The organism is Stenotrophomonas sp. RIT-551 (genome assembly GCF_026241915.1).
Lineage (GTDB): Bacteria > Pseudomonadota > Gammaproteobacteria > Xanthomonadales > Xanthomonadaceae > Stenotrophomonas > Stenotrophomonas bentonitica_A.
In genome coordinates, this window is sequence record NZ_JAPJIU010000011.1 from 13,359 (window position 1) to 37,243 (window position 23,885).

General features: G+C 67.9%; 15 protein-coding genes. 4 read left to right on the plus strand and 11 right to left on the minus strand.

Features of this window, described 5'->3' with window-relative positions; translation table 11 throughout:
• Nucleotides 1-70: 70 nt before the first annotated feature.
• From ORK51_RS13370 to ORK51_RS13380, 3 genes are read right to left on the minus strand one after another with little or no spacing between them, the layout of a single operon-like run.
• Nucleotides 71-3,175 (minus strand): efflux RND transporter permease subunit, encoded by a 3,105-nt coding sequence (locus ORK51_RS13370; protein WP_266085162.1) that lies wholly within the window; start codon nucleotides 3,173-3,175, stop codon nucleotides 71-73.
• Nucleotides 3,172-4,350, minus strand: coding sequence for an efflux RND transporter periplasmic adaptor subunit (locus tag ORK51_RS13375; RefSeq protein WP_266085163.1), 1,179 nt, complete (start codon nucleotides 4,348-4,350; stop codon nucleotides 3,172-3,174). The genes ORK51_RS13370 and ORK51_RS13375 overlap by 4 nt, the downstream gene beginning before the upstream one ends.
• Nucleotides 4,347-5,597: a TolC family protein gene (locus ORK51_RS13380; RefSeq protein WP_266085164.1), complete on the minus strand. Its 1,251-nt coding sequence runs from the start codon at nucleotides 5,595-5,597 to the stop codon at nucleotides 4,347-4,349. The genes ORK51_RS13375 and ORK51_RS13380 overlap by 4 nt, the downstream gene beginning before the upstream one ends.
• Nucleotides 5,598-5,659: 62 nt before the next feature.
• Between ORK51_RS13380 and ORK51_RS13385 the strand changes: the two genes are divergently transcribed.
• Nucleotides 5,660-6,334 (plus strand): response regulator, encoded by a 675-nt coding sequence (locus tag ORK51_RS13385; protein ID WP_070427375.1) that lies wholly within the window; start codon nucleotides 5,660-5,662, stop codon nucleotides 6,332-6,334.
• Nucleotides 6,327-7,724 carry a sensor histidine kinase gene (locus ORK51_RS13390; RefSeq protein WP_266085165.1) on the plus strand — a complete coding sequence of 466 codons (1,398 nt, stop codon included), beginning with the start codon at nucleotides 6,327-6,329 and terminating at the stop codon, nucleotides 7,722-7,724. Before ORK51_RS13385 ends, ORK51_RS13390 begins: the two co-directional genes overlap by 8 nt.
• Before the next feature lie 6 nt (nucleotides 7,725-7,730).
• Here the strand turns inward: ORK51_RS13390 and ORK51_RS13395 are convergent, their stop codons facing one another.
• Together ORK51_RS13395 and ORK51_RS13400 are read right to left on the minus strand one after the other, a co-directional pair.
• Nucleotides 7,731-8,426 carry a hypothetical protein gene (locus ORK51_RS13395; protein ID WP_266085166.1) on the minus strand — a complete coding sequence of 232 codons (696 nt, stop codon included), beginning with the start codon at nucleotides 8,424-8,426 and terminating at the stop codon, nucleotides 7,731-7,733.
• A 131-nt stretch (nucleotides 8,427-8,557) separates the two neighbouring features.
• Nucleotides 8,558-11,551 (minus strand): TonB-dependent receptor, encoded by a 2,994-nt coding sequence (locus tag ORK51_RS13400; RefSeq protein ID WP_266085167.1) that lies wholly within the window; start codon nucleotides 11,549-11,551, stop codon nucleotides 8,558-8,560.
• A 343-nt stretch (nucleotides 11,552-11,894) separates the two neighbouring features.
• On the opposite strand from ORK51_RS13400, the gene ORK51_RS13405 reads away from it, so the two are divergent.
• Nucleotides 11,895-13,448: a thioredoxin family protein gene (locus ORK51_RS13405; RefSeq protein ID WP_266085168.1), complete on the plus strand. Its 1,554-nt coding sequence runs from the start codon at nucleotides 11,895-11,897 to the stop codon at nucleotides 13,446-13,448.
• Nucleotides 13,449-13,518: 70 nt separating this feature from the next.
• Here the strand turns inward: ORK51_RS13405 and ORK51_RS13410 are convergent, their stop codons facing one another.
• A complete protein-coding gene (locus ORK51_RS13410) occupies nucleotides 13,519-14,445 on the minus strand; it encodes a M14 family metallopeptidase (RefSeq protein ID WP_266085169.1) in 927 nt (308 codons plus the stop codon).
• 165 nt (nucleotides 14,446-14,610) lie between these two features.
• On the minus strand, nucleotides 14,611-16,659 hold the full coding sequence (gene fusA, locus ORK51_RS13415; protein WP_266085170.1) for an elongation factor G: 2,049 nt from the start codon (nucleotides 16,657-16,659) through the stop codon (nucleotides 14,611-14,613).
• Between the two features lie 568 nt (nucleotides 16,660-17,227).
• Between fusA and ORK51_RS13420 the strand changes: the two genes are divergently transcribed.
• Nucleotides 17,228-19,426, plus strand: a complete 2,199-nt coding sequence (locus ORK51_RS13420; protein ID WP_266085171.1) for a TonB-dependent siderophore receptor — start codon at nucleotides 17,228-17,230, stop codon at nucleotides 19,424-19,426.
• An 80-nt stretch (nucleotides 19,427-19,506) separates the two neighbouring features.
• Here ORK51_RS13420 and ORK51_RS13425 read toward each other — a convergent pair whose 3' ends face one another.
• The 4 genes from ORK51_RS13425 to ORK51_RS13440 form a co-directional block, all read right to left on the minus strand.
• A complete protein-coding gene (locus tag ORK51_RS13425; protein WP_266085172.1) occupies nucleotides 19,507-20,274 on the minus strand; it encodes a heme ABC transporter ATP-binding protein in 768 nt (255 codons plus the stop codon).
• Nucleotides 20,271-21,314, minus strand: coding sequence for a FecCD family ABC transporter permease (locus ORK51_RS13430; protein ID WP_070427368.1), 1,044 nt, complete (start codon nucleotides 21,312-21,314; stop codon nucleotides 20,271-20,273). The genes ORK51_RS13425 and ORK51_RS13430 overlap by 4 nt, the downstream gene beginning before the upstream one ends.
• A gap of 11 nt (nucleotides 21,315-21,325) precedes the next feature.
• Nucleotides 21,326-22,360 carry a heme/hemin ABC transporter substrate-binding protein gene (locus tag ORK51_RS13435; protein ID WP_266085173.1) on the minus strand — a complete coding sequence of 345 codons (1,035 nt, stop codon included), beginning with the start codon at nucleotides 22,358-22,360 and terminating at the stop codon, nucleotides 21,326-21,328.
• A 69-nt stretch (nucleotides 22,361-22,429) separates the two neighbouring features.
• Entirely contained in the window at nucleotides 22,430-23,812 is a 1,383-nt protein-coding gene (locus ORK51_RS13440) for a YncE family protein (protein ID WP_046272436.1), read from the minus strand.
• Between the last annotated feature and the right edge of the window lie 73 nt (nucleotides 23,813-23,885).

Sequence of the window (23,885 nt, forward strand, 5' to 3'; positions counted from 1 at the left end):
ATTGCCGCCCTTCCAGCGCCATCGGCCGGGCAATGGCGCCTCGCCACACTGCCCAGCCACTCAGCGCCCCCTACACCGCCTCGACCTCCATCGCTGCCCCACCCCGCCGCTGTTCACGCCGGCGATGCACCCAGTAGTACAGCGTCGGCAGCACCAGCAGGGTCAGCAGCATCGCCGACAGCAGTCCACCAATCACCACCACCGCGAGTGGCTTCTGGGTTTCGGCGCCGATCGCGTGCGAAGTGGCCATGGGCAACAAGCCGAACATCGCCAACAGTGCCGTCATCAGCACCGTGCGCAGGCGCTGCAGTGCCCCCTGCACCACGGCGTCGTAGAGCGCCATGCCCTGCTCGCGCAGCTGGCCGAACCGGGTCAGCATGATCACGCCGTTGAGCACCGCTTGCCCGAACAAGGCGATGAAGCCGATCGCCGCCGAGACCGACAGCGGAATACCGGTCAGCCACAGCGCCAGGATGCCGCCGATCATCGCCAGCGGTACGTTCGCCAGGATCAGGGCGGCACTGGTGACGTCCTTGAAGGCATCGAACAGCAGCACGAAGATGATCAGCACCGAGAGCGGCACGACCCAACCCAGGCGGGCCATGGCGCGCTGCTGGTTCTCGAACTCGCCGGACCAGTCGATCCGGTAGCCCTCCGGCAGATCGATGGTCGTGTCGACCTGCCGGCGCATGTCGGCCACCACGCTGCCCATGTCGCGCCCGGCGATGAAGATGCTCACGGCTTTGACGCGCTGGGCGTTCTCACGCGAGATGTTGATCGCGCCGCTGGCCATGGTGAACTCCGCCACATCCCCCAGCGTCACGGTCTGGCCGGAGGCCGTGCCCACCGGCACGGTGCGCAGGCGCTGCAGGTCGCGGTCGGCGTCGGACAGGCGCAGGCTGATCGGGAACTGGCGCTCGCCTTCCCACAGCTGGCCGACCTCGCGGCCGCCGATGGCGGTCTCGATCACGGCATCGATGTCCTGCACGTTCAGGCCGTAGCGCGCCGCACGGTCGCGATCGATATCGATGCGCAGCTGCGGCAGGCTGCCGTCGCGGTCGATGAAGGCGCTCTCCACGCCGTCTACGTGCTTGACCTGCGCCAGGATCGCCTGGGCCTGGTCGGTCAGCACCTCCAGGTTCTCGCCGCTGACCTTGATCACCACCTGGCCTTTGATCTGGGAAATGCTCTCCAGGATGTTGTCGCGCACCGGCTGCGAGATCGAGAATTCGGGGCCGGGAATGCGCTCTTCCAGGAGGCGCTGCATCTGCGCCACCAGCTCGCGTTTGTCGATCTTCCGGGTCCACTCGGAGTCGGGCTTCAGCGCCACCAGTGCTTCGATCTGGTTGGCACCCTTGGCATCGGAGCCATCCTCCGGGCGGCCGAGCTTGGCCACCACGGTGGAGACCTCCGGCAGCGTCCGCACCAGGTCGCGGATGCGTCGGGACTGCGCCTGCGCCTCGGCCAGGCTGGTGCTGGGGTCCAGCGTGGCGGTCAGCCAGATCGAGCCTTCATCCAGTTCGGGCAGGAACTCCGAGCCCAGCCGCGTGCCCAGTGCCAGTGTCACCACGAGCATCGCCACTGCGGCCAGCACGACCGCCCGGGGGCGCGCCATCGCGCCTTCCAGCCAGGGGCGGTACCAGCCGACCAGCCGGTTCATCACCGGGTTCTCGCCTTTCAGGCGCTCGCGGCGCAGCCACCAGAAACACAGCAGTGGCACCACGGTGAGCGCCAGGATCAACGCGCCGATCAGGGCCGACGTCACCGAATAGGCCATCGGTGCGAACATCCGGCCTTCCTGCCGCTGCAGGGTGAAGATCGGGATGTGCGCGGCAATGATGATCAGCATCGAGAAGAAGGTCGGCCGCCCGACCTCCGACGCCGCGGACAGCACGGTGGCCATGCGCTCGCGCCGGGTGCTGCCGGCCGGCATTTTCGACATGCGGGAGACGATGTGCTCGGTCACGATCACCGCACCATCGATGATGATGCCGAAGTCCATCGCGCCCAACGAGAGCAGGTTGGCCGGCACGCCCCACAAGTGCAGGCCGAGGAAGGTGGACAGCAGCGCCAACGGCATCATCGCCGCCACGATCAGCGCCGCGCGGGCGTTGTAGAGGAACAGCCACAGCACCAGGAACACCAGTACCGCGCCCTCCACCAGGTTGCGGAACACCGTTTTCAGCGTGGTGGACACCAACCACGAGCGATCGTAGAACGGCTCCAGCGTGACGCCCTCGGGCAGGTGGTTGGCCTCTATCTCGGCCACGCGCGCGTGCAGCGCATCCAGCACCAGCGACGGGTTCTCCCCCTTGCGCATCAGCACCATGCCGAACACGGCATCATCGTTGTCGTCCTGGCCGACCAGGCCCTGCCGGGGCAGCCCGGTGTCGACGATGCGGGCCAGGTCGCGTACCAGCACTGGCGTACCCTGTCGCTCTGCCACGACCACCGTGCCGATATCGGCGGGCGAGCGCATCAGCCCGACGCCGCGAATCAGGTACTGCTGCTGGCCGCGCTCCACGTAGCCGCCACCGGCATTGGCGCTGCCACGTTCGAGCGCCTCGGCGAATGCCTCCAGGCTGATCCCGCGATCACGCAGCCTGCCCAGGTCCGGTTCGACCTGGAACGTCCTGGCGAACCCCCCGAAGCTGACCACGTCGGCCACGCCCGGCACCGTGCGTAGACGCCGCTCCATCACCCATTCCTGCACGGTGCGCAGTTCGGTGGAACTCATGTGCGGCGCGTGCAGCACGTAGCGGTAGATCTCGCCCACCGCCGAGCTCATCGCCTCCATCTCCGGCTGCACGCCCTCGGGCAGATCCACGCCCTGCAGTCGCTCCATCACCTGGGCACGCGCGAAGTAGTCATCCGCGCCATCGTCGAAGGTCAGGATGATCATCGACAACCCGAACTGGGTATGCGAAAACACGCGCACCGAGTGCGGAATGCCCGACAGCGCCACTTCCAGCGGCATGGTGACCTCACGCTCGACCTCTTCGGCCGCGCGCCCCGGATGCAGGGTCACCACGGTGACCTGGGTATCGGAGACATCCGGGAAGGCTTCCACGGGCAGCTCGCGGAATGCCGCGAACGAGGCGCCGATGAAGATCAGCAGCGCCAGCATGACCATCAGCGGCTGGCGCAGGCAGTACGCAATCAGGCGATCGATCATGGGGCGCCCCTGCCTGCCGCGGCAGTGCCGGCAGATCGGTCAGCAGTGCCAACGTTCTGGTCGAGCACCTGTTGCAGCAGCAGACCGCCGTCCACCACCACGCGGGCCCCCGCGGGCAGCCCCTGCCCTACCCACAGGCGGCCCTGGCCCAACTCCTCGGCCTGCACGGTGCGTCGTGCGAACTGCCCGTTGCCCTCGTCCACGAACACCACCTGCTCGCGCCCGAGCAGCAGCACCGCACCTTCCGGCACCGACACTCCACCGTCCATCGGCACGGTGATCTCGGCACGCACGTACTGCCCGGCCTTGAAGCGACGCTCACGGTTGTCCAGTTCGGCACGCGCCTGCACCACGTGGCGCTCGGTGTCGATGTAATCATCGACGTGGCCCAACACCCCCTGTGTGGGGTCACCGGTACCAGGCGCCACACGTACCTTCAGACCCGGCGCGAGACGGCCGGCCAGCGCTTCGGGAACATCGATGATCAGCCACAGCCGGTCCGGATCGCTCACCACGGCCAGCGGCACCTCGGCATCGGCGGAGACGCTCATGCCGGGGCTCATCCGGCGCTCGACCAGGACCCCATCGATCGGCGAACGCAGCGGCATGCGCTGGTCGATGCCGCGGCGGCTGCCGAAGCCACGGGTCAGTGCCTGCAGCCGCGCGTGCTCGGCTTCGCTGGCGGCCAGCGCGGATTCGGCCTCGCCCAGTTCGCGGCCGGAGGCAACCCCGGCCTCATGCAGCTCACGTACCCGTGACAGTTCATTGCGCGCTTGCCGCAGCTCGGCCGCACCTCGCGCACCTTCCGCCTGCACCTGCCCGAATTCGGGGGAGGTCACCCACGCCAGGACCTGGCCTGCCTTGATCTTCTCGCCCGGCGCCGCCTCGATGCGTGCGATCTGCCCCGGCAGCGGCGAGCGCAGCATGCTTGAGCGGGTGTCATCCCAGGTGACGCGCGCCGGCAGCTGCAGCACCGACGCCGACCCATCGGTCACGGTCTCGCTGCGCAGCACCCTCAGTTGGGGGCTGTCGGCGGCAAAGTGGATCGTTGCGCCGTCCACCGCGGGCGCCGCCGCTGCTTCGGGGCCCGCATCGCGCGCGCAGCCACCCGCCAGCACAGTGGCGACGATCAAGGAAAGCAGACGGGCCGAGCCGGCTGTGCGCGAAAACGTCATGGGGTATGTCCTTCGGAAACGGAGATGGCCGCGTTCCAGCGCGCCAGGGCGGAGGCATGCGCCAGGCGCGCATCGATCAGGTCGGATTCGAATTCGCGCCAGCTGCGCCGCGCATCCAGCAGGTCGGTCAACGTGGCGGCACCGCGGCGATAAGCCAGTTCCAGGCCCTCCAGACTCTTGCGCGCCGCGGGTCCCTGAAGCTGTTCGTACGCAGCGCGGCGTTGTGCGGCCGCCGCCAGTGCGTGCCGCAGCTGGTCAAGTTCAGCGGCGGCTTCGCGGCGCAGCTGTTGCCGTTCCAGCACGGCGGCGTCGTAGTCCGCCTCCGCCCGTTGCTGTTCGCCGCGCCAGCGCGTGGCGCCGCCCAGCGGCACACTCATCGACAGTCCCCATGTCACGCCGCCGATGTCGGCCGGCTCGCGCTCGGCTTCGATCCCGAACTGCACGTCGCGCCGCCGCTCGCTGCGCGCCAGGGCTCGCGCGGCATTGGCGGCGATCACCCGCGCCTCGGCCGCACGCAGGTCAACGCGCTCGTCCAGCGTGGCCATCGCAGCGGTTGCCGCCGAGGCCGGGCGTGGCCACTCGTCGTCGGCATGCAGTGCCTCGTCCGCATCGCTGCCCAGCAGCAGCGCAAGGACATGCCGTGCCTCGCGCAGGCCCAGTGCGGCCTCGCGGGCGGCATCGGCCACTTTCAGATCATCCACCGCAAGCCGCGCGCGCTCGATCGGCGCCATGGCGCCGGTGGCGACCTGCCGGTCGGCAGCGGACAGGCTCTCGGCCGAGGCACGGCGATCTTCCTCGGCGATGCGGCTCAGTTCCTGTGCGGCCTTCAACCCGAAGTACGCTTCCCGCAGCGCCACCTGCTGCTGGCGGCGGCCATCGAGCAGGCCCAGCTGGGCCGCCTCGACCAGGGCATCGGCCTGGCGCATGCGCCAGCCCCGCTTGCCGCCGCGCTCCCACGTCCAGCCCAGGCCGAGCGTGGAATCCACGCGCTTGTCCTTCCAACGGCCCGGGCCGATCCCCTCCTGGCGGCTGATCTTGGAGGTGCCCACGCTCAGCTCGGGGCTGGGCCGGCGCGCGGCGCTCTGCGCATCGCCCTGCGTGCCGCGCAGTTCGATCGCAGCGGCCAGCAGGTCGGGATTGTGCTGCGCCATGACGCGCTCCGCCTCGGCCAGGGTAAGCGCGGAGACCGTGGCAGGCGCGATCAGCAATGCCGCGATCAGCGCGGCACATCGGGTGGTGGTATTCATTGCCGACACGGTAAGGTGCAGCGCTTTCGTCAAACTTTCCCGAACCTTGCGTCAACCTTGCAATGCGCATTCTGCTGATTGAAGACGACGCCGCACTGGCCGATGGCCTGGTGCGCGCCCTGACCCGCGCCGGTCACGCCTGCGACCCTCTCGCGCGCGGCCTGGCCGCGCCGTCGGCGCTGGCCAGCGTCAGCTACGACCTGGTCGTGCTGGACCTGTCACTGCCGGACATCGATGGCCTGGAGCTCCTGGCGCGGCTGCGGCAGGACGGCTTCAGCGTGCCGGTGCTGATTCTCACCGCACGCGACGGCGTGGAGGACCGCATCCGCGGCCTGGACAGCGGCGGCGATGATTACCTGGCCAAGCCATTCGCGCTCGGGGAACTTGAAGCCCGTCTGCGCGCGCTTGCGCGCCGCCAGTCCACCGCCCCCGCCCTGCGTCAGCTCGGCGCGCTGCGCTTGGACACCGGGACCCGCGAACTGCGCGTTGGCGATGAGCCGTTGGAACTCACCGCACGTGAACTCGCGCTCATGGAAATCCTGCTGCAGCAGCCGGGCCGGATCGTGGCCAAGCAGCGCCTGTTCGATGCGGTCTACAGCTGGGATCACGACGCCAGCCTGTCGGTAATCGAGGTCCACGTCAGCCGGTTGCGCCGCAAGCTGCAGGCAGCCGGCGCCAAGGTTGGCATCCGCATGCTGCGTGGCCTGGGCTATCGGCTGGAAGCCTGCGATGACTGAGGCGCCCTACAGCCTGCGTGGCGTGCTGCTGCGGCGCCTGTGGCTGCCGCTGCTGGTGCTGCTGCTGGCCAGTGCCGTGGGCTCGTTCGTATTGGCCAGGCACTACGCCGAGCAGGTTTACGACCGCTGGTTGCTGGACTCGGCCATGTCGCTGGCGCAGCTGACCGAGGTCCGCGGCGACACCGTCCACATGGAGATCTCCCCCGCCGTCTCGCGCATGTTCACCTGGGACACCGTGGACCGGATCTACGGCGAGGTAACCCGTGCCGACGGCACGCGCCTGTATGGTGCAGCCGTCCTGCCTGGCGGCACGGCGCTGCAGGCCGAAGGCGCCGACGACAGCCCGGCCCGCACTTACTACGATGCCGTGATCGATGGGCAGGACGTGCGCGTTGTGCAGGTCGCGATGACACCCCCCGGCGCTGCCGCCCCGATCCTGATCCGCGTGGCCGAGACCCGCACCAAGCGGCTGCGCCTGGAGCATCGCCTGCTGTTGGCGAGCATCCCGCTGCAGGGCACGATCCTGCTGCTGGCGGCATGGCTGGCGTGGTCGGGCACGGGCGCAGCGGCGCGGCACACCAACGGTGCCGCGCGACGGCTGGCCAGCGCGCCGCTGGATGCGCTGGCGCCACTGGATCCACGGGAGGCCGCGCCGCGCGAGCTGTGGCCGGCGGTGGATGCCTTCAACCAGCTGGTGAACCGGCTCTCGGCGATGCAGGACGCACAGCAGCGCTTCATCAGCAACGCAGCGCATCAGCTGCGCACGCCGCTGGCCGGCCTCCAGATCGAGCTGGAAAGCGCGCTGCGTGAGCAGGATCGCGCAGCACAGCGCGATGCGCTGGCCGGCCTGTTGCGTGGGCTGACCCGACTGCGCCATCTCACCCATCAGTTGCTGATCCTGAGCCGCTCCGAAGACAGCGCCGGCGCGATGCTGGCGATGCGCCCGGTGGACCTTGCCGTGCTCGCCCGCGATGAACTGGAACGGCTGATGGACCGCGCCGTGGTCGCCGGTGTCGACCTTGGCTACGAGGGCCCCGATGCCGGCGTCATGGTGATGGGCGAGCCTCAGCTGCTGCGCGAGACGATCAGCAACCTGGTCGACAACGCGCTGCGCTACGGCGCACTGGAAGGGATGATCACGGTCAGCGTGGAAACCACACGGGGCCAGACGCGCCTGAGCGTCAACGACGATGGTCCCGGCATCGATCCGTCTTTGCGCAGCCAGGTCACCGAACGGTTCTGGCGGGGCGATGCCAGCGGCGATGGGTGTGGCCTGGGCCTGGCCATCGTGGCCGAGATCGCCGAACGGCATCGGGCCACGCTGGGCATCGGCCACTCGGCGCTGGGAGGCGCCCAGGTCACGCTCGCCTTTCCGTCGCGTCCTGGGTGAACGACGTTACTGCGTCCAGTACACGGCCTTGAGCGCCTCGGCCAAGCGGGATGCCGCTTCCTGCTGGCTGAAGGGTGGCGTGCGCGGCGGGTCATACACCTCCGGGCGCGTGCCGGCGACGACCAGATCGATCGCATAGCAGGCACCGTTGTGGACTGCGCGGTAGCTCTCGGCGCTGACGTAATGGCTCATGGCGGCATCACCAGCCGTGAAGTGGGTGAACGGCACGCCGCTGATATCGACCGAGGCCGATGCCGCAGGGCCCGTTGCTTCGGCCGGCGGTTCCAGGCAGGACGTGACCTGCTTTGCCTCAGCACTGCGGCCGATCCGCAGCTCGCCCGCCGTGACCCGATCCGATCCCTCCAGCACCAGCGCCACCAGCGGCGTCCCCTTGCTGTCCGGCGGTGCAAACAGCTTCCAACTGGGCGAGGCCAGGTAGTCACGCTGGAAATCGAGCGCAACCCGCACTCCCGCCACCGGACCCACCGCAATGCCCGGCTTCGCTTCTTCATAGACAGGTAACGGCCGCTCGTCCGCTGCCGCGGCGGGCACTGGATCAGCGGCCTTCGCCGCGCCCGGATCGGCGCCGCTCGGCAGCGCCACGGGTGCGGCACCGCCCTCGCCCTGCGGCGAGCAGGCACACAGCAGCGCCGTCAAACCCGCCGCCATCCACCCTGCCCTGTTTCGGATCTGCGTCTGCATGAGAGGCTCCTCTGGCAATGGCCCCAGACTGCCTCGTGATCCGTGAACGACGTGCCACGCCCTGGGGCGCTCGCGTTGGTGCGGCTGCCGGCGGGCAGGGGCTCCCTCCCCCACCCGCCTGGCCCTGTCCCTCAGTAGTCGTAACTCACGCTGACCCGCAGCGAACGGGGCGCCTGACGCACGGTTGCCGCGCCATACAGCGGATCCGGCTGTCCCGGATCCAGCTCGGCGTACGGCGATTTCCACAGCGCCACCTGGCTGTTGAACACATTGAACACGTCCAGGTTGAAGCCCAGCCGACCATCGGCCACTGCCGGGCGGTAGGACACCCCCAGGTCAAGCTGCTTCAGCCACGGCAGGCGCCCCTGGCTCCCGGGAGGCGCCGGCTGGCCGTTGTAGAAGTGATACGCGATGCCGTAGCCGGATGGGTCTTCGAAGTCCGGCCCGTACGAGCCCAGCGCACTGAACGGCGAACCCGAGAGTACCTTCAGGTTGGCCGACACCAACCATTCCGGGGTGAGCTGGTAGTAGCCGTGCAGCTTGAACTGGTGGGTGTGGTCGTTGCTCTGCGGCCCGTTGGTGTGCTCCATCAGCTGGGCGTAGTCCCACGCCTGCGTGGTGGACACCGCCGTCTGGCCGATCCCCGAGAGCAACTGGCCTTCAGTGGTCCCGTAACTGCGTGACCAGGTGTAGTCGCCGCGGGCGTACCAGCGGCCATCGAACGGATGTTCCAGCGAGAGGTTCACCGCGTAGTAGCTGCGCTTGAACTGCGGGAAGCCCATTTCCGCGTTGCTCAGCGGAACCGTCACGTAATTGCCGCCGGTATCGACCAGGTTGAAGGTATTGGCGCGCCCCGGATTGATCAGCCAGCAGCTGACCGGGTTGCTGTCCTTGGTCACGTTGTAGCCCAGGCTGCTGGCCTTGCCGAGTACCGCATCGATATCGCAGTAGTCGTCCACGCCGCTGCGCAGCACGCGGTAGGTCGCTTTGGCCCCGTACACCCAGTCCTGGCCGAGCGCCTTGCTGAAGCCGAGGATGAATTCATCCTGGTAGGACGGCTCGATGCCGGAGGTGGCCACGGTCTTCGCATCCGGCAGCAGGCCATAGTTGTTGTTGGCCGAAACAGGATCGGAGAACCGGGTGAGGTCTGTCGGATAGCCGTTGCTGTCGATGCCGCCGTAGGTGTAGTAGGTCGAGGTGGCCAGCGTCGCGCCAGCGGCGTTGAACGCCGGGTTCAGCGGCAGCGCCAGGTAATAGCGCCCCACGTTGCCGAACACCTTGAAGCGGCCGTCACCGTCGACATCCCAGCTGAAGCCCAGGCGTGGCGCCCACTGCCCGCTGGTCTGCTTGATGTACGCGTCGCCATCGCGGTTGAAATTCGTGAACTGGTCCAGGCGCAGGCCAAGATTGAGCAGCAGCCGGTCGGTGACCTGCCAGTTGTCTTCAATGTACTGCGCCCGCTGCGACGCCCGTACCGAAGCCAGCGCGCTGTAGACATACTGGCGTACGTAATAGCCGTCCTCGCCATTGCGGATGCCACCTGTCGCCGGCACGCCCAGGCCGGTATTGATCGGCACGTTCGGGTTGGACTGCCCGTAGATCCAGTAGTAGCCATCGGCCGAGGCGACCGAACCGCGGTTCAACGCGCGGGCGTTCTGGTTGTCGATGCCGAGTGTGATGCTGTGGTCGCCCCACACGTAGTTCGCATCCAGGCGCAGGTTGTTGCTGCGGTTGCCGCGATCCGGATTGACCAGCAGCGACGTGGTCTGCGCGTTGGTGATCGGCGTGCCACCGGTCAACGCCGGATTCTGCAGGTTGGGGCTGTTGAGGTAGGTCAGGCTGCCATCGTAGGCCGGGTTGCCGATGTAGTCATCCGTGCGCATTTCGCCGTATTGCGCGCTGACGGTGAGCCGGTCGGTCAGGTAGCCGGTGTACTTGGCTGTCCACAGGTCGCCACCGGTCTTGGTGGTGTCGTCCTTGCCACGTTGGGCGCCACGGGTGAGCGTGTCGTAGTCATAGGCGAAGATGTCGCCACGGTATACGTTGCGGCTGGAGGCGCCGGTCAGCTCCAGCAGGTGATTGTCGGTGATGTTCCAATCCGCCTTGGCGTACCAGCGGGGGCGCTCGTACTCGTAGCGGGAATAGGAATTCGTCGCCTCCACGTTCTTGACATCCGTGCCCTCACGGCGCTCCAGCTCGTAGGAGCCGAAGAAGAACAGCCGGTCTTCGATCAACGGGCCGCCGGCATAGATGCTCTGCGTGCTGACCCATTCGCGGTCCTTGCTCTCCGGCGCATACAGCGCGCCATCGCCGGGATAACGCACATCGTCCTTGTCAGCACGCGTGGATGCCGGCTCCCAGGTGGCCTGGCCGCCAAAGTGCCACTGATTCGTTCCGCGCTTGCCGACCGCATTGATCACGCCACCATCGGAGCGGCCGTACTTGGCGCTGTAGCCACCGGTGTAGATCTCCTGCTGGTCGATGCTTCCGTACGGCAAGGTCAGCCCGCCCAGACCGCGCAGCGGATCGGTGCTGTTGAAGCCGTTGATGTAGTAGGCGTTCTCCGCTGCGGATGAACCGCCAAAGCTGACCAGCTGGGCGCCGGTTGGGCCAGCGTAGGTGCCGTTGCCGCTGTTGCCGATCACGCCGGGTGCGAGCTGGGCGATGGCCTCGGCCGAACGGCCCAGCGGCAGCCGCTGCAGTTGCTCTGCGGTGATGACCGTACGCGAATCCACGCTGCTCACATCGATCGCGGCGGCGGCACGGTCCGCGCTGACCTGGATGCCATCCAGGCGGGTGACATCGCCGAACGATACTTCGGTACTGGTACCAACCGTCAGTGCGACGTCCTGGCGGGTCTGCAGCACCTTGCCGTCGGCGTCGCGCGCCTCGACCAAATACCGGCCGAGCGGAAGCTGGCTGATGGTATAGCGACCGCGCGCGTCGACGGTCACTTCGCGGGTGAGGCCGGTATCGCTGCGAACGAAAATGCGCTGCGCCGATGGCGGCGCCTGGCCGGCGATCGCACCGGTGGTGGACTGTGCATGCAGGGTCGGGGAGGCGGTGGCAAGCAACACCGCCAACGCCAGCAATCGCGGGCGCAGGGAAAAACGAGCTGTCGTCATCGAAGGTCGTACGGGTAGTGGGGGAAGCCATGTCTGTGACCGCCTCGGGGCGGATTGGACATCGCACATTCATTAACCCCGCTCGCGCCCCAATGCAGAAATGCGCAGGGGTTATGTGGTGTTTGCCGATGGCGATATCGACAGCGACGAAACCATGACACGGGTCACCGCGCAGGCAGGTTCTGCGTGGTTACGCGTAGCGGGCGCAGGTGTGCGGCGCGTGACTCATCACTGCTGGGTCTGCCGTCATGAGCAATCTGCATCAGTGTCAGCTCACCCGCGGCCGCGCGGCTTCCTACAATCGAGCCTGTCTGCTGCCCTCTCCAACTGCCTGGATGTCCTGATGCGCCTTGCTCTGTCCCTTGGTCTGCTGGGCGTGGTTGCCCTGCTGCCGGCCTGCACGCCGGCCCCCTCTCCCGCTGACGCTGCGGCGCCCGCGGCTACCGCGCCGGCACCTGCGGAGATCGCCTGGCGCCATGGCGACGTCGACGACGCCTTCGCCGAGGCGCGCGACAGCGGCAAGCCCGTGCTGCTGTACTGGGGCGCGGTGTGGTGCCCGCCCTGCAACCAGCTCAAGGCCACGCTGTTCAAGGATCCGGCCTTCATCGCGCTGACCCGTCAGTACGTGCCCGTCTATCTGGACGGGGACGAGGAAGGCGCACAGGCCTGGGGCGAGCGCTTCGGCGTGCGCGGCTACCCGACCCTGATCGTGCTTGACCCGCAGCGCAACGAGCTCACCCGCCTGGCCGGTGGCAACGACAGTGAGGCCCTGACCCGCGCCCTCACCCTGGCTGCCAGCCGTCGCACCGCCGTGAGCGAGGTGCTGCAGCATGCCTTGACGGCACCACAGGATGTCAGCGCGGAGGACTGGCGCGTGCTCGGCGATTACGGCTGGGAAGTGGATGCCAATCGCCTGGCGGGCGAGCGCGATGCAGCGTCACTGCTGCAGCAACTGGCCACTGCTGCGCCCGAACCGGCGCTGCAGCGGCGGTTCGCGTTGCTGGCGCGCGGTGCAGGCAAGCCGGACAACGCGCCGACCGCCGCGCAGCGCGACAGCACCCGCGCCCTGCTGGATGCCGTTCTCGCCTCCCCTGCGGAAGTGCGGGCCAATCGGGACCTGCTCGGCTATCAGGGCCCTGCCCTGGTGGCCCGCGCCAGTGCCACCCCGGACCAGGCCCAGCAACTGGGAACGCAGCTGCTGGGCGCGCTGGATGCTGCCGATCATGCCCTCGGCGACAAAGCCGATGCGCGGCTCGGCACCGTCATCACCGAGCTTGCCCTGCAGCGCCAGCAGCATCCCGACCAGGACATTCCAGCGGCGCTGAAGGCCAAGGCGCAGCAGCGTGTCGCGGCCGCCGATGCCGCCGCGACCACACCACACGAACGCCAGGCCACGATCAGTACCGCCGTCTATGTACTCCGCCAGATCAAGGACGATGCCGCGGCCGAGAAGCTCCTGCTGGCCGAGCTGGACCGCAGCCAGACGCCCTATTACTACATGCCCGAACTGGCCGAACTGGCTGAAGAACGTGGCGACAAGGCCTCTGCCATCTCCTGGCTGCACAAGGCCTACCAGGGTGCGCAGGGACCGGCCACGCGCGTGCAGTGGGGCGTTCTCTACGTTGAGGGGCTGCTGCGCTTGAGCCCGGACGATGCGCCGGCGATCGAGACGGCCACCACCGAGGTCATCGCCGATCTGGCTGCCCAGCCAGCCGGCTACCACCAGCGCACCCGCCAGCGGTTTGAACGGTTGGGCGGTGCATTGCAGGCGTGGAGCCGCGACCATCACGGCGCGGAAAGCCTGGCCCGGCTGCAGGCACGGATGACCGAAACCTGCGCGAAGGCCGCCAGCTCGACCGACAGCAGCGCAGGCTGCGAGCGGTGGCTGAAAAGCTGACCCGGCAGGTCAACCCTTCGTGAGGAGCAAGGCGCCGCCCGTCGTTGGGCGGCGACCTCCAACGAGAGCATCAGCGGCGCGGATGCGCCAGCGCAAAGTCCAGGCCGGCGCATACCGCCGCGACCTGCGCATCGTTGCATTCCTGCGGCGACGTCCGCGGGCTGTCCGGGTAGACCTCGGTGGTGGTGGCGTACAGCGCGTCGGTGAAGCCGGCGCAGGCGCCGATCGAACGCGATTCGCCCCAGACCACGCCCGGCGACTGCAGCGGCATGCCGATCAGCTCGCCATTGGCATCGGCCGGGGCGATGTGCGTGATCTTCTCCACTGCGGCGATCAACGCCTGCTGGAACGCCGGCTGGGGATCTTCGCTGTTGCCGATCACGTAGAAGCCATCGGGAATGATGTCCGGCACCAGGGCGATGCCATCGCGGGCGCAGCGCGCCGGATCGAACTCATGCAGGTCGCTGTCGGTCGTTTCGTGCAGGTCCAGGTGCACCAGCAGGTCATCGCCACGCGCGGCCATCCAGCGCATCAGCGACGCCGCTTCTTCGATCTGGCCATCACCACGGAAGCTGCGGTTGGGATCGATCGCATCGGGATTCCAGCGCTGGATGCGCTCATAGCCCCACGGGCTGACGCAGGGCGCCACGATCAGATTGATACGGCCTGCATACGCCTCGGCGTTCTGATCCAGGAACTGCAGCGCGCCATGCACGCCGCTGGTTTCGTAGCCGTGCACGCCTCCGGTCACCAGCGCGGTCGGCAGTGCCGGATCCCACTCATGGCTGACCACCGCAAACAGCGGGTAATGATCCGGCGCGTAGTCCAGCTGCCCGTACTGCACCACATCGAAACGCTCGCCCAGGCGCTCGAGCGCGGCCACGACATCGTCGTGGTAGCTGCGCTGGCGCTGTTGGCCTGCGCGCCACCGGGCGCGTTCGGTGTCACCCCAGGGCTGGCCCGGCGTGCCGATGGGATAGAAATACGTATTGCTCATGGTGGTACTCCAAGGATGTCATCCGGTCGCCGGACAGCTCACGCTGTCAGCGACACTGCACTGGATATTCTATCTGTGGCCGTGTGCATCCGGCTGTGCGGACTCCCAACGCTGACAGGTAAAGGGAGCCGGTTGCCCGGCTCCCTTTCCGTTCCGCTTTGGCCGTCAGGCCGTCTGCGCCGCTTCATACCCGTTCAAGCGCATGTCGCTGGACGCGCGCCCCTGGGTCAGCGAGCGCAGCGACGTGGTATAGCCACCAAGCCGCGCCAGCGGGGCATACCCCAGCACCTCGGCCTGCCCGTCCTGGTCCTCGATCGAGGCCACCCGCCCACTGCGGCGGTTGAGGTCGCCGACCACATCGCCGACGTTGCCCGACGGTGCGTGGATGGCAATCTCCATCACCGGTTCCAGCAGCTGCGTGTCCGCCTGGGCCAGCGCCGCTTTCACCGCTTCACTGCCGGCGCGATGGAAGGCCATGTCCGAAGAGTCCTTGACGTGGGTCTGTCCGTCCACCAGCGTCACCTCGACACCGACCACCGGATGGCCCAGCGGACCTTCGCCCAGTGCGGCACGCACGCCCTTCTCCACCGCATTGACGAACCCACGCGGAATCGCGCCGCCCACGGTGCGATCGACGAAGGTCACCTCGCCATCCTCGCGCGGGGCGAGGTCGATCAACACCTGGGCGAACTGGCCCTGGCCACCGGTCTGCTTGGCCACCTTGCCTTCCACCCGCTGCACGGCGCGCTTAGGCGTTTCCTGGTAGGCCACGCGCGGCTCGCCGGTGCGGATGTTGACGCCCCACTCCGTGCGCAGGCGCTCGACCATGACCTCCAGATGCAGCTCGCCCATGCCCCAGATCAGGGTTTCACCGCTGTCCGCATCGGTCTCGACGCGGAACGACGGATCCTCCTGCGCCAGGCTGGCCAGGCCTTGGCTGATGCGGATCAGGTCGGACGCCTTTTCCGCGGTCAACCGCCACGCCAGCACGGCCTGCTGCGCCTGGATCGTATCGAGCAGCAGCGGGCGCGAGGGCGCACTCAGCGTTTCACCGCTGACCGCATCCTTCCAGCCCAGCACCGCCACGATGTCACCGGCCACGGCCTGCTTGATGTCGTGGGTCTGGTCGGCCTGCACCCGCACCAGGCGGCTGACGCGTCGCCCGTGTGCGTGCTGCGAGCTGGCCAGTGCGTCGCCCACCTTCAGCGTGCCCGAGTACACCCGCACGAAGCTCAGCGCACCGTGGTTCTGGTGCGTGATCTTGAACAGCAGCGCCGCCAGCGGGCCATCCGGGTCGGGCGGCAGCCGCACGTCGGTGCCGTTCTCCGTGGCGACCACCGCTGGCCGATCCACTGGCGAAGGCAGGTAGTCGACCACCGCGTCCAGCAGCGTCTCCACGCCCTTGCTCTTGAACGCCGAGCCCGCCAGTACCGGCACGCCCGCACCCGCCAGCGCGCCGCGACGGATCGCCGCGCGCAGTTGTGCGTTGTCGATCGCCTCGCCTTCCAGCCAGGCCTGTGCCAGCACGTCATCGGCATCGGCCACGGCTTCGATCAGGGCCTCGCGCTGCGGCAGCCACTGGGCAGCCTCATCGGCCGTCCAGGCGTGACGCAAGGCGCCGCCCTTGTCGTCCCACTGCACGGTGCTGCGGTCAACCAGGTCCACCCAGCCGCTGAACTGGCTTTCGGTGCCGACCGGTACGCCCAGCGCCCATGGGGTGGCGCGCAGCTTCTCGCGCAGCTGCGTGAGCACGCGCTCGAAGGAGGCACCGGTGCGGTCCATCTTGTTGACGAAGGCGATCAGCGGCACCCCGTGGCGACGCGCCTGGCGCCAGACCGATTCGGACTGGGGCTGCACGCCGTCCACTGCGGAGAACACCGCCACCGCGCCGTCCAGCACGCGCAGGGAGCGTTCCACTTCGATCGCGAAATCGATATGGCCCGGGGTGTCGATCAGGGTCAGGTGATGGATCGGCTCATCGCGTGGCGCCCAATGCGCCTGCACGGCGGCCGCGCCGATGGTGATGCCGCGCTCGCGCTCGATCGTCGAAAAATCGGTGGTCGCCGCGCCGTCGTGGACTTCGCCGACGCGATGGATCTCGCCGGTTTTCCACAGCAGGCGTTCGGTAAGCGTGGTCTTGCCGGCGTCGATGTGGGCAATGATGCCGAGGTTGCGCCGGAGGGAAAGGGTCTGGTGCGGGGTATGGGTGTTCATGGAATGGGTCTCGCTGCCAACATCGAGGAGCCGCACGCCGCCGTTGGCTAACGGGCGTGCGGCCAGGTTTGGGGCTCGGCGATCTGGTGCATGGCACGTTCTCCTTCAAACAGTTCTGGTACGTGGAAACGAAAAGAGCGCCCGGTGGGCGCTCTGCTTGGGGTCCAGGGTGACCGGTGTTCCGGTCAGCAGCCTCGCACTCCGATTGGCAGACGCGCCCGTGCCGCGTAAACGCGGGTCAGGGTAAAAAACGTCAGAAGCGGCATCGAAGTCATGGGGTCACCTGGGGTGTAGCCGGCATTGTAGACCTCTGACGGGCCGCCACAAGCCCTCATTGGATGCATCTGCGCAACAATGAAGTCCAGTCGAGCGACATGCCTGTCATGGATGGGACGGCAATGGCCCCTGCCCGTTCGAACATGCGAATGTGTCGCAATTGCGTATGCGGCGCAAATCCTTAGAATGGCGGCCTATGCGTCGCTTCGGCGACTCCCGCGAGGCCGGCACTGCCGATGAGGCATCGAGCCGGCGCCCGCGCCCCTTCCTCCGCGTTGTCGAGTTGTTGCCCATGTCCTGCTCTCTGCCCCTGAATCCGCGCCGGTTGCGCCCCAACCTGCTGGCCCTGGCCTGCCTGGCCGCCGCCCTGGTCCCCGTCGCGCACGCCCAGACCGCCACCGATCTGGATGCCGTGCGCGTCAACGCCTATCGCGCCGCCAACAGCACCAGCGGCGCGACCAAGACCAGTACCGCCCTGGCGGAAACCCCGCAATCGGTATCAGTGATCGAGCGCGCCGAGCTCGACGCCCGCGGCGTGCAGTCGCTCAACGATGCGATGCGCTACGTCGCTGGCGTCAGCCTGGAAAGCTCGGGCATCGACAACCGCGTGGACGACTTCCGCATCCGCGGCTTCGATGCCGGCAGCTGGTCCAACAACGTCACCCTGGACGGGATGCGTGCGCCGCAGGGCAGCCAGTGGAACCGCAGCATGTTCGACAGCTGGAATCTGGAACGCGTGGAAGTACTCAAGGGTCCATCCGCCGTGATGTATGGCCAGGTCGCCCCCGGCGGCATGGTCAACCAGGTCAGCAAAACGCCGATGCCGGACCAGGCGCAGCAGTTGCGTCTGGGCGTGGATGCGAATGGCCAGTACAGCGCCGCCTTCGACGTCGGTGCCGGCACCGCGGGCGAGGATCACCTGTTCCGCCTGGTCGGCCTGTATCGCGACGGCCAGACCCAGATCAAGCGCACCGAACAGCAGCACTGGTTCCTCGCCCCCAGCTACACCTGGCAGCTTGCCGAACGTACCCGCCTGACCCTGCTGGGCATGTACCAGAAGGACGATGGCGGCTCGACCTACCAGTTCCTGCCGGCTGCCGGCACGCTCAACCCGACGGCGTCGGGCTACATGAAGAACAGCACCTTCATTGGCGAGCCGGACTGGAATACCTTCGACCGCACCCTGTGGACCGCCGGCTGGATGTTCGAGCACCAGTTCAACGACCACCTCACGCTGACCCAGAGCGCGCGGCGCACCCATGTCGATTCGCTGTTCCGCAGCGTGGTCACCTTCGGCGCACTCAACGCCGATGGCCGCACCCAGAACCGTCGCGGCGTGATGGGCACCGGCGACTCCGATGGCGACACCTTCGACACCCGCCTGCAGGCCCGTTTCAGTACCGGCGCGGTGGATCACACCGTACTGCTCGGTTGGGACTGGCAACGTGCGGACTGGGAGGGCGTGCGTAGTGCCATGAGCAGCCCGCGCCCGATCGACATCTTCAATCCGGTCTATTCGACCTACCGGCCGACAGTGACCACGGAAACCCCGACCGCCGGCATCAACCGGCAGAGCGGCGTGTATCTGCAGGACCAGCTGGCGCTCGGCAACTGGCGCATGACCCTGGGCGGCCGCTACGACTGGACCAAGGACGACAGCAGCAGCGCCAACCGCAATATCGCCACCGGCATCTCCACGCCGGGCGGGCGCAATGTGATCAAGAACGAGGCCTTCACCGGTCGCGCGGGCGTGCTGTACGTATTCGAGAACGGGCTGACCCCGTATGTGAGCTACGCCGAATCGTTCCAGCCCTCGACCAAGTCGCCGTTGGACAGCTTCACCCAGACCGCGTTCGAGCCGGTGACCGGTTCGCAGTGGGAGGCGGGGTTGAAGTACCAGCCCGCCTCGGTGGACGGCCTGGTGACGCTGTCGCTGTACGACCTGCGCCAGCAGAACATGATCGTGGACGATCCGGTGGCGTCGCATCGCAACTGCGGCGCCACGGGCACGGCGACCTGCTCGATCCAGGGCGACGAAGGACGGGTGCGCGGCATTGAACTGGAAGGCCGGATCACCCCGATCGAGGGCTTCAGCCTGATCGGCGCCGCCTCGCGGATGGACTCGGAGATGACCCGCTCGGCGCCTTACAAGGGCAAGGAACTGGCGATGGTGCCCGATTACAGTGCCTCGTTCTGGGCGGACTACACCTTCCAGGCCGGTGCACTGCAGGGCCTGAGCCTGGCGGCGGGCGCGCGCTACAACGGCGTGAGCTACGGCGACAGCGCCAACCTGTACCGGATTCCGTCCTACACCCTGTTCGATGCGGCGATCCGCTATGACGTGGGCCAGATCGGTGGCACCCAGGTGCAGCTGGCACTCAATGCCAGCAATCTGTCCGACAAGCGTTTCGTGTCGACCTGCACCGGCGTGTCGTCGTGCTACTACGGCAGCGGCCGCACCGTGATGGCAACCGCGCGCTTCGGCTGGTAACCGACCCTCCCGACAACGGTAGTGCCGGCCGCTGGCCGGCGCCCGTCATACCTTCAACGCGCCGGGAGAAATACCCGACGCTAGGGATCGGTCACCACGACCAGCGGGACATCACGCTGTGGGTGACGCAGCACCAGCACCGGTTGCTGGTAGACCCGTTCGATATGCTCACGTGTCAGCACCTCGGTCGGTGTGCCATCGGCCGCCACGCGGCCCTGTTCCAGCAGCACGATCCGGTCGGCATAGGCGGCGGCCAGATTCAGATCATGCAGCACCACGATCACGCAGGCGCCGGCATCGGCCAGTTCACGGACCGCGCGCAGCGTGCGTTCCTGATGGCGCAGATCCAGTGCGGCGGTGGGTTCGTCCAGCAGCAGCACCGGCGTGTCCTGGGTCAGCACGCGGGCGAAGGTCGTGCGCGCCGCCTCGCCACCGGACAGATGCTCCACTTCCCGCTCGATCAATGCATGCAGGTCCGCACGCGCCAGCGCGTCGGCGATGCAGGCTGCGTCTTTCACCGGATCCGGCGGATGCGGCAGGCGGCCCATCGCGACCACTTCGTGCACACGGAAGGCAAAACGGACCGCATGCTCCTGCGGCATCACCGCGCGCTCGCGGGCCAGCGCTTTGGCCTTCCACGCGGCCAACGGCTGCCCCTGCAGCAGCACCTCACCCTGCTCGGCCGCCAGATCACCTGCAGCCACCGCCAGCAGCGTCGATTTGCCCGCACCGTTGGGACCGACCAGTGCCGTCACCGAGCCGGGCAGGAAGTCCAGCGTGATGTCATCCAGGATGCGCCGCGCGCCGCGGCTCAACTGCACCGACTGCAGCTGCAGCAGCGCGCTCATGAGCCGCTCCGGTGGCGCTGGCGCATCACCAGCCACAGGAAGAACGGCGCGCCGAGCGCGGCCGAGAACAGCCCCAGCGGAATCTCCGACGGCGGATCGAGCGTGCGCGCGGCGGTATCGGCGACCACGATCAGCAGGGCACCGGCCACGGCCGAGACCGGCAGCAGCCAGCGATGGCCCGGACCGACCAGCAGACGTACCACGTGCGGCACGACCAGGCCCACGAAACCGATCGAGCCGGCGAAGGCCACCGCAGCGCCCACCAGCAATGCACTGAAGGCAATCAGCTTGAGCCGGGTGCGCTTTACATCCAGGCCCAGGTGCTGGGCCTGGCGCTCACCGAGGGCGAGCATGTCCAGCGGCGTCGCCAGGCGCAACAGGGCGATCGTGCCGAGCACGAACACCGGCGCCACCGCGATCACATCCATCCAGTCGGCCTGGGCCAGCGAGCCCATCTGCCAGAACACCAGCGACTGCAGTTCGCTCTCGCTGGCGATATAGGTCAGGAAGCCGATCACGGCCGAGCAGAACGCGGCGATCGCGATGCCGACCAGCAGCAAGGTCGCCGTGCCGCTGCCCTGCCCCGGCCGTGCCAGCAGGTAGGTCAGCGTGATCGCGCCACCGGCACCGGCAAACGCCGCCAGCGGCAACGTCCACGCGCCGAACGCACCGGCACCCAGCACGATGGCCGAGACCGCACCCAGGGCGGCGCCCTGGGTCACGCCGACAATGCCGGGGTCGGCCAGCGGATTACCGAACAGGCCCTGCAGGCTCGCACCGGCCATCGCCAGTGCAGCGCCCACCATCGCGCCCAGCAAGGCACGCGGAATCCGCAGCTGCCACACCACGGCCAGATCGCGGGTGCTGACGCTGGCCGGATCGACCAGCCCCAGCTTCACCCCGATCGCCTGCAGCACCTCCATCGGTGGGAGCCGCAACGGACCCACCGCGAAGGATGCGATCACCGCAATCAGCAGACCGACCGCGGCCCATATCAGCACCGTCGCGCCACGGCGACGCGCAGGACTCGACACCACCATGCCTTACGCCCTCACGGGCGCGGCACCGTGGCGAAGGCGGCCGCCAGCGCGACCGCGCCACTGCCGGAAGCGACGCTGGCCGATTTCAGTTCCACATCCGGCATCACCCACACGCGGTTGGCCGCACCGGCCGGCGTCTGGCGCAGCGTCGGATACGCGCGCCACAGACCCGCCTGGCCACCGAACAGGGCCAGATCGTTCTCGGTCACCAGGATCACGTCGGGCGCTGCCGCCACCACGCCTTCATTGCTCAATGCGGAATAGTTGGCCACGCCGGCTTCATCGCCGATGTTGATGCCACCGGCCAGCGTGATCAGCTTGCCCGAGGCGCTGTCCGAGCCGGCCACCGTCGGCGCCCCGCCGGCACCGGTCGCGGAAACATGGATCACGCGCGGATGCCACGCCAGCGCGGCACCACTCGCCTTGGCCGCATCCAGCTGAGACTGCACCTTCGAGGCCAGCGCTTCACCCTGCTCGGCCATGCCCACCGCCGCGGCGACCTTGCGCACCTTGTCGGCCGCCGGCTGCAGATCGTCCACGATCACCGCCGCCTCGCCCGCGCCACGCAGCTTGGCGGCCAGATCGGAATGGCGACGCAGGCTGTTGCCCAGGAACAGGGTGCCCTGCAGGCTCAACACGCCTTCCACGCCGGTGGTGCGGTTGAACAGGAATTGTTTGGGGGCCTTGCGGCCGGACTCGGTGGCCGAGCGCAGCGGCGCGGCGTACACCTGATCATCCAGGCCAAGGGCTTCGAGCACGGCGATGATGTCATCCCCACCGGCGATGATCTTCGAGGTATCGGTCACCGTCGTGGCCACGCCATCGTCGGAGGTGACCTGCGCCGGCAACTGCTGGGTGGCGCCCTCGATGTCCGGCACGTCCACGCCCACCACGCGCTGCCAACCCTCCGGCAGTGCTTCGGCGGACTGCGCGATGGGTGTCGCAGCGGTGTCGGTGGCAGGGGCGGCGGGCTCTTTCGAGCAACCGGCGATCACCGCGACCAGGGACAGGGCCAGCAGGCTGCGGCGGACATCATTGGACTTCATGGCAGTTCCTCTTCAATCAGAACGGCGGGGCTGTCCGCCCCGCCGTCAAAGCAACGCAGTGCGCTGAACTCAGTTCGCGCGGGTGCTGATGCGGGTGATGCGGTCGCCCTTGGGGTCCTGGGCATCACGCGACTTGTTGACGGCAAACACGTTGCCCTTGCCATCCTCACGCACATGGTTCGGGAAGGTGCCGCCATCCAGGTTGCCGACCACCTTGCCGTTGCCATCGACCACCGTCACCGTGCCGGCGCCGCGATTGGTCACGTAGGCCAGCTTGGAGACGGGCTCGAAGGCCACGTTCAGCGCACCCGCGCCGACCGGCACGTCGTGCAGCACCTTGCCGCTGGCGACATCGACGATCAACAGGTTGTCGGTGCCCTGCGAGGCCACGTACAGGCGACCCGCCGCGGCATCATAGGCAACGCCGGAGGCGCTGATCGAGTTACCCAGATCGATCACCTTCTCCACCTTGCCGGTGGTGGTGTCGATCACGGCCGCTTCGGGCGTGCCGATGCTGACGGTGAACAGCTTGCCGGACGCTTCATCCAGCACCAGGCTCATCGGCACGAACTTCTTGTCGTCCACGCCCGAGGCCAGGGTGATCGGCTCCAGCGGCTGCAGGGTACGGGCATCGAACACCGAGAGATGATCTTCACCGGCGGCCGAAGCGAACACCTTGCCATGACGTCCATCGACCACGATGTCGCGGGCATGCGGTACGGCGCCGACATCGAACTGGCGCACCAGCGACAGATCCTTCTGGCGATACACGGCCACGGTGTCCTGGCGGGTGTTGGTGACCCACACGTTGCCGTTGGCATCATCCACGCCCACGCCATACACCGCGAACACCGCACCGCCCTTGCCACCCGGAACTTCAGCCGGGGTGATCCTGGCGGTGACCTTCAGGCTCTTCGGGTCCAGCTTGAGCAGCTGCGACTGGGTCACCGGCGGGCGACCGACGGCGGCAGTGACGAACACCGCGTTGCTGGCCGCGCTGTACGCGGACTGATACAGCCCCTGGACCAGCTTGGCCGAGGTCTGGTTGAAGTTCTGCTGGCCGCTCAGCGGCAGGTTCGGCGAGACGCGCAGCGACAACACCGTTGCCGCGGACGGCTGGCTGGCACGCACGATCACCGGCTGCTGGCCGGGCACGGCATCGGAGGGAATCGCAACCTTGCCCTTGAAGTTGCCCTCGGCATCGACCACGTACGGGGTGGCATTGAGCACCGTCTCGCCACGCAGCAGGGTGACCTGCTGGCCCGGCACGAACTGACGGCCGATCACCTCGGCATCGCTGCCCGGCACCACGTTCTGGCCGCGGCTGACCACTTCACCGCGGAAGCCGTTGGCCGGGGCATCGAAAACAGGCTGGGCGAACAGCGACGGGCTGGCCAGGGACAGCGCGAGGGCCAGGGTGGCGACACGCGGGAGGGATTTCAGGGTGTACATCAGCAGACTCCTTCTGTTGGGGGCGCGCCGGTTGGCGCGTTGTCACAGTGCTTGCCTTGGCGTGGCCGCGGTC